10 protein-coding genes and 2 pseudogenes are annotated in these 12166 nt (G+C 65.3%); 9 read left to right on the forward strand and 3 right to left on the reverse strand.

Annotated features, from left to right (window positions below):
• Positions 1–75 precede the first annotated feature (75 nt).
• Positions 76–348 (forward strand): GlsB/YeaQ/YmgE family stress response membrane protein, encoded by a 273-nt coding sequence (locus tag BN972_RS12135; RefSeq protein ID WP_036360711.1) that lies wholly within the window; start codon positions 76–78, stop codon positions 346–348.
• Positions 349–383: 35 nt separating this feature from the next.
• Complete coding sequence (locus tag BN972_RS12140; protein WP_036358018.1) at positions 384–1235, forward strand: enoyl-CoA hydratase; 852 nt, start codon at positions 384–386, stop codon at positions 1233–1235.
• Position 1236: 1 nt separating this feature from the next.
• On the opposite strand, the pseudogene BN972_RS31185 reads toward BN972_RS12140, so the two are convergent.
• The 3 genes and pseudogenes from BN972_RS31185 to BN972_RS28825 all read right to left on the reverse strand — a co-directional run.
• A pseudogene (locus BN972_RS31185) lies at positions 1237–2780 on the reverse strand (DUF222 domain-containing protein).
• 105 nt (positions 2781–2885) lie between these two features.
• Complete coding sequence (locus BN972_RS12150; RefSeq protein WP_036360713.1) at positions 2886–4100, reverse strand: CaiB/BaiF CoA transferase family protein; 1215 nt, start codon at positions 4098–4100, stop codon at positions 2886–2888.
• Between the two features lie 26 nt (positions 4101–4126).
• Positions 4127–4285 (reverse strand): annotated as a pseudogene (locus BN972_RS28825) (cytochrome P450); the annotation flags it as partial.
• Positions 4286–4422: 137 nt separating this feature from the next.
• On the opposite strand from BN972_RS28825, the gene BN972_RS12160 reads away from it, so the two are divergent.
• The 7 genes from BN972_RS12160 to BN972_RS12190 all read left to right on the forward strand — a co-directional run bounded on the left by BN972_RS12160 (position 4423) and on the right by BN972_RS12190 (position 12159).
• Positions 4423–5304, forward strand: coding sequence for an enoyl-CoA hydratase (locus BN972_RS12160; protein ID WP_036358024.1), 882 nt, complete (start codon positions 4423–4425; stop codon positions 5302–5304).
• Between the two features lie 13 nt (positions 5305–5317).
• Positions 5318–6529, forward strand: a complete 1212-nt coding sequence (locus tag BN972_RS12165; RefSeq protein ID WP_036358027.1) for an amidohydrolase family protein — start codon at positions 5318–5320, stop codon at positions 6527–6529.
• Positions 6530–6537: 8 nt separating this feature from the next.
• The gene (locus BN972_RS12170) at positions 6538–8166 is read left to right on the forward strand and encodes an acyl-CoA synthetase (protein WP_036358031.1); all 1629 of its coding nucleotides are present in this window, start codon (positions 6538–6540) and stop codon (positions 8164–8166) included.
• Positions 8163–9017 (forward strand): amidohydrolase family protein, encoded by an 855-nt coding sequence (locus BN972_RS12175; RefSeq protein WP_036358033.1) that lies wholly within the window; start codon positions 8163–8165, stop codon positions 9015–9017. The genes BN972_RS12170 and BN972_RS12175 overlap by 4 nt, the downstream gene beginning before the upstream one ends.
• Positions 9018–9019: 2 nt before the next feature.
• Positions 9020–10057: an acyl-CoA dehydrogenase family protein gene (locus BN972_RS12180; RefSeq protein ID WP_036358038.1), complete on the forward strand. Its 1038-nt coding sequence runs from the start codon at positions 9020–9022 to the stop codon at positions 10055–10057.
• A gap of 4 nt (positions 10058–10061) precedes the next feature.
• A complete protein-coding gene (locus BN972_RS12185; RefSeq protein WP_036358041.1) occupies positions 10062–11255 on the forward strand; it encodes an acyl-CoA dehydrogenase family protein in 1194 nt (397 codons plus the stop codon).
• A 154-nt stretch (positions 11256–11409) separates the two neighbouring features.
• On the forward strand, positions 11410–12159 hold the full coding sequence (locus BN972_RS12190; protein ID WP_051545396.1) for a YoaK family protein: 750 nt from the start codon (positions 11410–11412) through the stop codon (positions 12157–12159).
• The last annotated feature ends 7 nt before the right edge of the window (positions 12160–12166 follow it).

Below are 12166 nucleotides of genomic sequence, written 5' to 3' on the forward strand. Positions count from 1 at the left end.
AGCGGATAGCTGGGCATACCCGTGACAATGGGCCTTCATGCGCGGCAGGGCCCGTCGCCCTCGAAAGGATTGGAAATGCTCACTCTAGGAGTAATCGGTTGGATCATCATCGGCGGTCTGGCCGGTTGGGTCGGCAGCAAGATCATGAAGACCGACGCGCAGATGGGGCTGGTGCTCAATATCGTGGTCGGTATTGTCGGCGGCCTGATCGGCGGATTTCTGCTCCGCGGCTTTGGTGTCGATGTGGCAGGAGGAGGGCTGCTGTTCTCTTTCTTGACGTGTCTGCTGGGCGCGGTGATCCTGCTGGCGATCGTCAAACTGGTTAGCGGCCGGCGCGTATCGCGCTAGTTGTGGAATGCGCTACCGATAGGTAGACAGTATGGGTGCCTGACCCGTCGCCTGCCGTCGCCGATGGCGAAGACGCGGTGCTCTACGAGGACACGCCCGCCGGCGTCGCAATCGTCACGCTCAACCGCCCGGAGCGTCTCAACGCATGGGGTCCAGATATGGCCCCCGCGTTCTATGCGGCCATCGATCGTGCGGAGCGGGACGCCGCGATCAAAGTGATCGTGGTGACCGGTCGCGGCCGTGCGTTCTGCGCCGGGGCGCATCTCGGCTCGTCGGATTCGTCAGGCAGCGTAGGTAAGTCGGTTCAGAGCGCTGGTGGCAAGAGTGTGGCCGATCTGGTCGGTGAACGACCGCCGCACTTCGTGACCGAGTTGCGCAAGCCCGTCATCGCGGCGATCAACGGCCCGTGCGTTGGCATCGGCCTGACCCAGGCGTTGATGTGCGATATCCGGTTCGCCGCGGCAGGTGCGAAGTTCGGCGCGGTGTTCGCCCGCCGTGGGTTGATCGCGGAATTCGGAATCTCCTGGATCCTGCCGAGATTGGTGGGGTGGGGCGTCGCGCTCGAGTTGCTGTTGAGTGGACGTACTTTTCTGGCCGACGAGGCGGTCGCGCTGGGTTTGGTGAAAGAAGTGGTGGCCCCAGAAGACCTGATGCCGCGCGTACTGGAATACGCCGAGGACATTGCCAAGTACTGCTCGCCGACAGCCATGGCGGTGATCAAGAGACAGGCCTACGGCGACGCAACGCGCGACGTGGTCGCGGCCACGGCGGACGCCGAAACCCTGATGTGGGAAGCGCTCCCGCGCCCCGACGTCGTCGAAGGGATCGTGAGCTTTCTGCAGAAGCGGCCGCCGCAGTTTCCGCCGCTTAGTCCATCCGACGCGTAGCTCAGAAGGGTGGTGGGTCGTCGTTGTCGGGTGGTGGGGGTGGTGAGATTGGTTGTTTTCTGGTGTGTTTGGTGGCTGCGATTGCTTGTTGGTTGAGGGTTCGTTGGGTGTGGATGCGGTAGGTGCGGTCTTGGGTGCGGGTGCGTCGGCGTAGCGGCATCATGAGGGTGCGCTGGGGTGCCGCTGGTGGTGGGGTGGGGGTTGCGGGTGGTGGCTCGGTGGGTTGGCACAGGGTGGGGAAGAGTAGGCGGCTGCCGGGTTGGGTGGTGTAGGTGTGGCCGGTGGGGGCGGTCCAGGTGATGGTGCCGTCGGGGTGTTGGCGGTCGCGCCATCCGTGTGGTCCGGTCCAGAAAGTTTTGAGCAGGTGGTGTTTTCGGCAGAGGCATTTGAGGTCGGCGGGGTGGGTGGGTCCCCAGGGGTAGGCGATGGTGTGGTCGATGTCGGTGGTCCAGGCGGGGGCGTCGCAGCCGGGGAAGCGGCAGGTCAGGTCGCGGGAGCGGATGAAGCGTTGCAGGGCGGCCGAAGGGCGGTAGCGAGGTTCGGGTGTGGTGTGGGCGAGGGAGTCGAGGGGGGTTTGGGTGGCGCCGGCAGCGAGGAGTTCGGCCAGCAGGGGGGCGGGCAGGGTGTAGCCGCCCTCGAGGTAGGCGGGGTTGTGTCCGGTGACGGGTTCGGGTTCAGGGTCTGGCGCTGGGCCGAAGTCGGGGGTGAGCGGTGGGAGTTCGCCGTGGTGCAGGGGGTCGGGGTCGGCGGCCAGGCTGGTGTGGTCGGCGACGACGTGGATGACCACGGAGGTGGCGCGGGCGTCGGTGCGCTCGCGGTGGGGGCAGTCGGGGTTGTGGCAGGTGCAGGCCAGGTGTTTGCCGTCGGCGGCCAGGGCGCCGAGGGCATCGGCGCGGCGTTGGCCCAGGGTGCGGGGTCGGCGCCGCAGACGTCGCGGGCCATCGCTTCGAGGCGGCGTTTGAGTAGGGCGGCGTCGATCGCGGACAGGGTGCCCCAGATGGTGGCGGTGCCGGTGTTGTTGGTGGCGGGGGTGATGATGACGTCGCGCCCGCGCATGGCGGTGCGGGTGCGGCGTGCGGCGGCGGGATCGTGGCGGGTGATCAGGGTGTCGATGGCGGTGGCGGTTTTGGCGGCCGACAGGGGTCCGTAGCGGGTGGCGTCGGCGGCCAGGGCGGTATCGAGGCGGGCCAGGATGGCGGGGTCTTCGATGAGGTCGGTGTGCCAGACGATGGTGCTGGCCAGACCCACGGTGATGGTGCCGGCGCCCAGCAGGGCCTGGACGCGGGGCAGTCGGTGGCGTAGGGCGCAGGCCAGATACATCTGTGCGGAGGCTTTGGCGTGGCTGATGTGGTGGGCGGCGGCGACCTGGGCGGCCAGCATGTCCCAGTTGTCGCACGACCAGCGGGCGCTGCCGGGGGGTCCGTCGCGGTGGCGGGTGACCAGTTCGGCGATCGCGCTCAACCGTCGGGCGGCGGCGATCGATTCCGCGGCTGCGCCGGCGGCCATGGCATCGATCAGGCCGGCATCATCCACGTCCTCGAACATAGGTTCGATGCTAGTGACGCGGCACCGCCCCGGTCCCAGCGAAATCGCAATCTGTGGATAAAAGCCCAACTGTGGACAACCGCGCGGCGCCAGTGCAATCAAACGTCAGGCGATAGCCCCCGACTCCTTGAGCTCCGCGATCCGGTCCCAGTCCATCCCGAGCTCCATCAACACGATCTCGGTGTGCTCAGACGCCTGCGGCGCCCGCGTCGTCTCCAGCGGCTCATGGTTGAACTGGACTGGCCCACGAACCACCCGGAACGGTGCGCCGCCGCTGGCCACCTCGACCTCGGCGATCATGTCGTTGGCAATGGCCTGGTCGTCGGTAGCCAGATCGAGCAGGCTCTGGAACGGAGCCCACTGCCCGCGCATCGTCTTAAGGTGCTGACGCCAATATTCAAACGGCTTCGCGGCGAACGCCTCAGCAATCAATTCCGCGGCCGCATCGGCGTTCTGGATCAGCGGCAACACCTCGGAGAAGCGCGGATCGTCGGCGGTTTCGGGAATGCCGAGGTGTTCGAAGGTGTCGCGGATCAGGCCGGTCGGGCTGATGATGCACAGGTTGATGGTGCCGCCGTCAGAGGTCAGGTAGTTGCCCATGAACGGGTTCACCGATGGGGCAAGGGATCCCGGCATGTGCGAACGCATCACCTCGCCGGTCTCCATCCCTTGGGTCACGCTCGCGCCGGCCGCCCACCACGCGGTGCTCAGCAACGACACGTCGAGCTCGACGGCTTCACCGGTACGTTCCCGATGCAGCAGCGCAGCCGAGATGCCGCCGGCGATGAACATACCGCCGATGGAATCCCCGAAAGCGGGAATGCCTTGTCCCAGTGCGCCGCCGAGCTCCGCGGGGGTCAATGAGTGGCCGACGCCGCTGCGGGTCCAGAACGCGGTGCCGTCATAGCCGCCCACGTCACGCTCGGATCCCTTGTCGCCGTAAGCCGAACCGCGGGCGTACACGATGTCGGGATTCGCCGCTCGGATGTGTTCGACATCGAACTTGTTCTTCTGACGCTGCGCCGGCATGTAATTGGTGAGGAACACATCGGAACTCTTGGCCAGCTCGTAGATCACTTCCTGTCCGCCGGGCGTGGAGATGTCTATCCCGACACTGCGTTTGCCCCGATTGGGATGCTCCATCAGCGGATGGCGGTCCGGGTCGACCTGGATGCCGCCCATGTTGAGAAACCCGCGCTGGGTGTCGCCACGTACCGGGTGCTCGACCTTGATGACGTCGGCGCCCCAGTCGGCCAGGATGGCTCCGGCCGCGGGGACGAAGGTGAACTGCGCAACTTCGAGGACGCGAATCCCCGCCATTACCTTGATCGTCATCTGGCCTCCCGTCACATCGAGTCGAACGTTACCGGCAGTGCGGTGGGGAAACGGAATGGCTGGCCGTCGATATGCGGATCGTCGTCGGTGACCAACTCGATGTCGGTCAGCCGATCCAATAGGCACTCCAGCGCCACCCGGGTCTCCAAACGCTCCAGGTGCAAAACCAGCGTGATCAGGCTTTCCTGCCCATTCAGCCGGGCCGGCCCGACATTGCGGAAAGCAGTACCGATAGGTATACAGTATCTACCATGCGCCCTGCTTCGGCGGTTGTCGCGCGAGCGTTGCACGATGAGGGGACGGTCTGATGAGCACCGACGGCAGCGCGGTTGCCGAACGGCCGACCGCGCCGGGGGAAGCGGTGCTGTACGAGGTCTCGCCGACCGGCGTCGCGCTGATCACGCTGAACCGCCCGCAGCGCCGAAACGCGTGGGGCGGGGCATTGACGTCGATGTTCTTCCGCTGCTTGGAAATCGCGGATGCCGACAGCGACGTGCGCGTCATCGTGATCACCGGTAACGGAACGGCGTTCTGCGTGGGCGCGGACATGGGCGACCTGGGTTCCATCTCGTCGACGACGGTCGAGTCGGCGAACCAGACCGACGTCAGCTCGCTGGTGGCCGAGAAGCATCCGTATTTTCTGACTCAATTACGCAAGCCGGTGATCGCCGCCATCAACGGGTCGATAGCCGGCATCGGGCTCTCTCTGGCGTTGATGGCCGATGTCCGCTTCGCCGCCGTCGGAGCTAAGTTCACCACTTCGTTCGCGCGCCGGGGGCTGGTCGCGGAGTACGGTATCTCGTGGATCCTGCCACGGCTGGCCGGCTGGGGTGCCGCGGTCGACCTGCTGATGTCCGGTCGCACCTTCACTGCCGAGGAGGCTGGCGAACTGGGCCTGGTCAAGGCGGTGGTGCCGGGTGAGCAGTTGCTCGACGTGGCGTTGGCGTACGCCGAAGACATCGCGGTGAACTGCGCGCCGAGTTCACTGGCGGTGATGAAACGGCAGCTCTATGCCGACGCAGGTCTGCCGATCGTCGAAACGAGCCACACCGCCGAGCGATTGATGCACGAGTCAATGACGCGTTCGGATTTCATCGAGGGCATCACCGCTTTCTTCGAGAAGCGCGCGCCACGATTTCCACCACTGACCGCTCAGAGCGACGACACTTATGCGAACCGGCAGATTTGAGAGGACGTCCGCGATGACGACGCTGGATTACCAGGCGATTGACGTCGACAACCACTATTACGAACCGATCGACTCGTTCACTCGGCACCTACCGAAGGAGTTCAAACGCCGCGGCGTGCAGATGCTGAGCGACGGCAAGCGGACCTGGGCGGTGATCGGCGAACGCATCAATCAGTTCATCCCGAACCCGACCTTCGACCCGATCATCGAACCGGGATGCTTGGATCTGCTGTTTCGCGGCGAGATCCCGGAAGGGGTGGACCCGGCGTCGTTGATGAAGGTCGACCGGTTGGGGAACCATCCCGAATACCAGAATCGGGATGCCCGGGTGAAGGTCATGGACACTCAGAATCTCCAAACCGTATTCATGCTACCGACTTTCGCCTGCGGCGTGGAGGAAGCCCTGAAATCGGACATCGACGCCACCATGGCCTCGATGCACGCGTTCAATCTGTGGCTCGACGAGGACTGGGGTTTCGACCGTCCGGATCATCGGATCATCGCGGCCCCGATCATCTCGCTGGCCGACCCGGCCAAGGCGGTCGAGGAAGTCGAGTTTGTCCTGGCCAGGGGCGCCAAGATGGTGCTGGTGCGTCCGGCTCCGGTGCCCGGTCTGGTCAGGCCACGGTCGCTGGGCGACCCGGTGCACGACCCGGTCTGGGCTCGACTCGCCGAAGCCGGTGTGCCCGTTGGCTTCCACTTGAGCGACAGTGGTTATCTGGCGATCAACGCGTTGTGGGGCGGCAAGGCCACCTTCGAGGGATTCGGCAAGAAGGATCCGCTCGACCAGGTGCTCCTCGACGACCGGGCGATCCACGACTCGATGGCCTCGATGATCGTGCATCAGGTCTTCACCCGTCATCCGAAATTGAAGGTCGCCAGCATCGAGAACGGTTCGTACTTCGTCTACCGGCTGATCAAGCGACTCAAAAAAGCCGCGAATACCGCCCCCTACCATTTCAAGGAGGACCCGGTGGCGCAGCTGAAGAACAACGTCTGGATCGCCCCGTACTACGAGGACGATGTGAAGCTGCTCGCCGAGACGATCGGTGTGGAGAAGATTCTGTTCGGCTCCGACTGGCCGCACGGTGAGGGGCTGGCCGATCCGATGGCCTTCACCGCCGACATCCCGCAGTTCCCCGAATTCAGTGCCGAAGACACCCGTAAGGTCATGCGAGACAACGCACTAGATCTTCTCGGTGTGAACATCGCAGCGTCGGTTTAGCGCCGCCGATGAGTGAATGGACGATCGGGGCCGTCCTGGATGCGGTCGCCGACGCCGTGCCCGATCGGGTCATGACGGTCTGTGGCACCCGCTCCAGCACGTTCGCCGAATCCGCCGAACGGACGCGCCGACTGGCTAACTTTCTGGCGCACCGGGGTTTCGGCGCTCACGCCGAGCGCGCCTCCCTACGGAACTGGGAATGCGGTCAGGACCGGGTTGCGCTGATCATGTACAACGACCTGTATCCCGACCTGGTAATCGCTTGCCTCAAGGCGCGGGTGGTGCCGGTCAACGTCAACCACTACTACACACCGCGGGAAGTGGCCGAGCTACTGGCCTACGTCAGGCCGCGCGGCATCGTCTATCACCGCTCGTTAGGCGCCAAGTTTGCCGACGTGTTGCCGGCCGGCGCAGAGTTGCTGATTTCGATCGACGACGGCACTCCATCTCCCGAGCTCGCGGGTGCCGTCACCCTGGAAGATGCTCTAAAGCAGGGTGATTCGGATCATCTCGAGGCGCCGTCCCCGGACGACCTGTTGATGATCTGCACCGGAGGAACGACGGGGCGGCCCAAGGGCGTGCTGTGGCGGCAGGCCGACATGTACGTCGCGTCGATGAATGGCGACGACCATGCCGGCGTCGAGGAAATCCATGCGCGGGCGAAGAATGCGGGCGCGCCGTGGTTCGCGGTATCCCCGCTGATGCACGCCGCGGGCATGTGGACCGCGTTCTCGGCCATCCTGTCCGGGCAGACGGCTGTCCTCTACGACACCCAGCGAAAGTTTGATCCCGCGGCGGTGCTGACGATCGCCGAACGCGAAAGGGTCGGCCTGATGACGATGGTCGGCGATGCCTACGCCGCACCGCTGGTCGACGAGCTCGGCCGCCGCGACTACGACCTGTCCGCGCTGTTCGCCATCGGCACTGGTGGTGCCGCCACCAACGTCAAACATCAACGGGCCCTACTGAAGTACCTGCCGCACATCACCGTGATCAACGGTTACGGGTCTTCGGAAACCGGCAACATGGGATTCGGGCACAGTCGCAAAGGCACCCAGGCAGATACCTTCACGATCAGGGCCGGGGGCCTGGTGCTGTCGGAGGATTACCGCCGGTTTCTGGCACCGGGTGAACCGCAGATCGGCTGGGTAGCCCGCACCGGTCGAATTCCGTTGGGTTACTTCGACGACGAGGCTGCGACGGCCAAGACATTCCCGGTCGTCGAGGGTCGCCGGGTGGTGATATCGGGCGACCGCGCCTCGGTGGACGCCGATGGGACGCTGCGGCTGTTCGGGCGGGACTCGCTGGTCGTCAACACCGGCGGGGAGAAGGTGTTCGTCGAAGAGGTTGAGGAAATACTGCGGGCGCACTCCGCCATCGAAGATGCCCTCGTGGTCGGCCGCGACAGCGAGCGGTGGGGCCAGGAAGTCGTGGCGCTGATCCAAGTGCGTGCGGGTGCCGATTTGGATCCCGACGCGGTGCGCACACACTGTGCGGCCGGGTTGGCAGGGTTCAAGGTGCCCAAGGCGTTTATCGTGGTAGATCGGGTGCGCCGGCTGGGCAACGGCAAAGCCGACTACCGCTGGGCCAAACAACAAGCTGAAACGGTAAGCATGGCAAGGATATCCGGAAAATGAGCCAGCAAGGTGCCCGGCCCGTGATCGATTGCCTGGTCAACGTCCACTTCGGGGAGACCGAGGCGCAGCCCGAGTTCATGAAGCGAGTTCGCGACGACTACTTCAAGGGGCCGGCGTCGATGTTCGACCCGGTGGATCTCGCCGAACTGCTCGACGAGATGGACCAACAGGGGGTCCAGAAGGCCATCCTGATGGACAACCTCGCGAAGCCTTCGGTCACAGCGCGCAAGTTCGCCGATGCGCGCCCGGACCGCTTCGCCCTGGCCATCGGCGGCGTCAACCTGCTGCGTCCGGTGGCATCGCTACGGGAACTGACTGCGACGGTCGCCGATCTACCGGTGGCGTACACGGTCGTGGGCCCGAGTTTCTGGGCCGACGGCATCTACCCGCCCAGCGACGCCGTCTATTACCCGCTGTATGCCAAGTGCGCCGAGATCGGCCTGCCGCTCTGTGTCAACACCGGGCTGCCGGGTCCGCCGATTCCCGGAGAGGTCCAGAACCCGATCCATTTGGACCGGGTGTGCGTGCGGTTCCCCGAACTGAAGCTGTGCATGATCCACGGCGCTGATCCCTGGTGGGACATCGCGATCCGGATGTTGATCAAGTACCGCAACCTGCGGCTGATGACCTCCGCCTGGTCGCCGAAACGACTGCCGGACAGCCTCGTTCACTATATGCGCACCCGGGGGCCCGGCAAGGTGATCTTCGCCTCCGACTGGCCGGTGCTGCGCCAGCATCGCGTCGTTCCAGAGGCCAACGCCCTAGACCTACCCGCCGAAGTGCTGGACAACTACTTGTACAACAACGCCAACGAGTTCTTTTTCGGCGCTGAGAAGAATCAGGAGCAGTAACGATGGATCGCTACGAATTGCGCCGCGTCGACTACAGCCTGAGCGAGGACCACAAGGCTCTGCAGGACGCCTACCGTCAGCTGCTGGAGACCCACTGCCCAATCGAGACGGTGTGGGCCGCCCAGGAGACAGGATTCGACAAGAGCCTGTGGGAACGATTGTGCGCCACGGGCGCCACCTCGATGGCGGTGGCGGAGCAGGCCGGTGGGGACGGCGCGACGCTGGTGGACTTGGCGCTGGTCGCAGAGGAGATCGGCCGGGTGCTCGCGCCCGTGCCCTGGATCGACCATGTCTGCGCGGTGCGGTTGGCCGAGCGGCTGGGCGCCGTGGCGCCGGAGATGGTGGAGGGCAACCGCATCATCGGCATCGAAATTGCGCCGGAACCCGTGTCGGGCCAGCGGCTGATCCCGTCCGCGGCGATCGCCGACGGCCTCATTGTCCGGGACGGCGACGAGGTGGCGTTGCTGACCTTCGCCACCAGGCCGACGCGGGTGCCCAACCTGGGTCAGTTTCCGATGGCCTGGGTGGATCCGGACGCTGCGGATTCACGAACGGTGCTTGGCTCGGGCCCCGAGGCGATCTCCGCGTACGGTCGTGCCGTCGACGAATGGCGGGTGTTGACCGCGGCGGCGTTGACCGGTCTCGTCGGGCAGACCATGACGATTGCCGCCGAGTTTGCCAAGACGCGCTACACCCTCGGTGTGCCCATCTCGACACTGCAGGCCATCTCACATCCTTTGGCCAATATGGCAATTGCCGTCCAAGGTGGCCGTAACCTGGCCCGGCGTGCCGCGTGGTTCCTCGACAACGAGCCGGATGAGCGCCCGGAACTACCCGGGTGCGCGTTCGTGTTCATGGCCGAAGAGGCGCCCAAGGCTGCGACCATGGCGGTGCACATCCAAGGCGGCCTCGGTGTGTCCTCGGAGGCAGCCGCGACGGCGTATCTGGTCCGGGCCCGGGGATGGGCGCTGGCCGGGGGCGATCCGGGCCTCACGGCCAAGCAGGTGGGCCGACTGGTCGCCGAGCGAGAAGGAGCCTGAGGCAGTGGATTTCGCGCGCGTCGAACTCAATGCTGAGGACCGGGGTTTTCTTGCCGAGGTGCGGGCCTTTCTTGCCCAACACGTGACCGATGAGGTTCGCCGCCGCGACCGCGAAACCGGTGACAATTTCGATGAGGGAGTGCATCTGGCGATCGGTGCCGCCGGTTATCTGGAGAAGGAGTGGAAGTCGGCGGCCGACGGTGGGTTCACCCGCGTCCGGCGCCGCATCTGGGAGCTGGAAAAACGCCGGGTGCACACGCCGTGGGTGACGTGGGGGACCACCGCGATGGTGGCGCGGGCGGTGGCCGCGTTCGGTAAGCCCGAACTGGTCGAGGAGGTGCTGCCGAAGGTCTTCACCGGCGAGGTGCGGATGTGTCTGGGCTACACCGAGCCCGAGGGCGGCTCGGACGTCGCGACCTGTAAGACGCGGGCGGTGCGCGACGGCGATCAGTGGGTGATTAACGGCTCGAAGATGTTCACCACCGGCGCGCACAACTGTCAGTACGTGTTCCTGATCACCAACACCGATCCGACGGCGCGAAAACACAAGAGCCTGACCATGTTTCTGGTTCCGCTTGACCTGCCCGGTATCGAGATTCAGGGCATCCGTACCGTCGACGGCGACCGGACCAATATCGTCTACTACAGCGACGTCCGGGTCGACGACAAGTATCTGCTCGGTGAGGTCAACGGCGGTTGGACGGTGTTGCGCGGGCCGCTGGACGCTGAGCACGGTGCCGTTGCGGCGGCACCGGATGGATTGCAGGACGTGGCTATCATGCAGCACCAGACTGGATTCATGTCTGCGGCGGTGGACGCGGTGGCGGCCAAGGCCGCGCGGCCGGGACCCGACGGGGCGCGGCCGATTGACGACGGATCCGTGGCGTACCGGTTGGGGCGCAGCGCCGCACGGCTGGAGGCGGCGCTGTCCACGCCGAGCATCTTCGGCAGGGTCGCGCAGGCACAGACGATGCGCGACATCGGACCCGATCTGATGGACATCGCCGGCCCGGCCTCGGTGCTACCGATCGAGTCCGAAGGGGCCGCGGACGGCGGGACCTCGGAATACCTTTACCGATTCGCCCCGCTGGCAGGCATTTACGGCGGCACGTTGGAGGTCTTCCGGAACATGATCGCTCAGCATGTGCTGGGTCTCGGCAAGCCCTCCTACGCGCCGCCCGCGACTAAAGCGTCCTGACCGGGTGCCCCGGCCTGAGCGAGCGACACCCCGGCCGCACTGACGGCAAGAATCCTTCAAGGATCCCCCAAGCCGCACCCCGCAGCATTGCTATTGGTCACCGGCAGCGCCGATGAACCCGCAATCGCGCAGGTGAGACTTGGAGGGGTACTTAATGAGCGTTGGTCATTTGCCACCCCAAGGGCGGATGCTCGTTTACTGTGCAGCGCTTGCGGCCGCCGCCGGATTCGTCAACGCGGTGGCGTTGCTGGTCTTCGCCGTTCCGGTTGGCAACCTAACCGGCATCACGACTCAGCTTGGCATGGACACGGCCAACCCGTGGCGATACGAGAGTCATGTGCTGGTGGCCATCCTGTTGGGATTCTTGATCGGAGCGGCCATCGCCGGGGCGGTGCTCGCCTACACCAGAGGCCCTCGCAGCACCCGGCACGCCACTGTGTTGCTCATCGAGGCCGCGCTGCTTCTGCTTGCCGCCGTGGGATCCGAAATCGAGGCGGTGAAGGCGCAAATTTCTGCTCTCGGAATCGAAGAGACCGCAATCCAGGCGTTGCTGGCAGCGGCGGCGCTCGGCCTGCAAAACGGGCTCACCTCAAGCTTTCGCGGCATGTCTATCCGCACTACCCATTTCACCGGCACCGTCACCGACCTCGGGCTCATGCTGGGCCGCAGCCGTCACCACGGAATCGACAAGTGGAAGGTTGCGATCCTGTCCGCGACGCTGTTGCTGTTCCTCACCGGCGCAATCGTCGGAATATTGAGCGGCGCCCGCTTGGGCGGCAACGCGCTGATCGTGCCGGCAGCGATTTGCGTAGTTGTGGCCGCGGCGGTGGTGCTTCAATGCCGCGAGCGCCGCGGTCTCATGCCAGACACCGGCGGGGCCCAAGCTGCAGCAGTAATGCCCTGAGTTGCCT

Source organism: Mycobacterium asiaticum DSM 44297 (assembly GCF_000613245.1).
Lineage (GTDB): Bacteria > Actinomycetota > Actinomycetes > Mycobacteriales > Mycobacteriaceae > Mycobacterium > Mycobacterium asiaticum.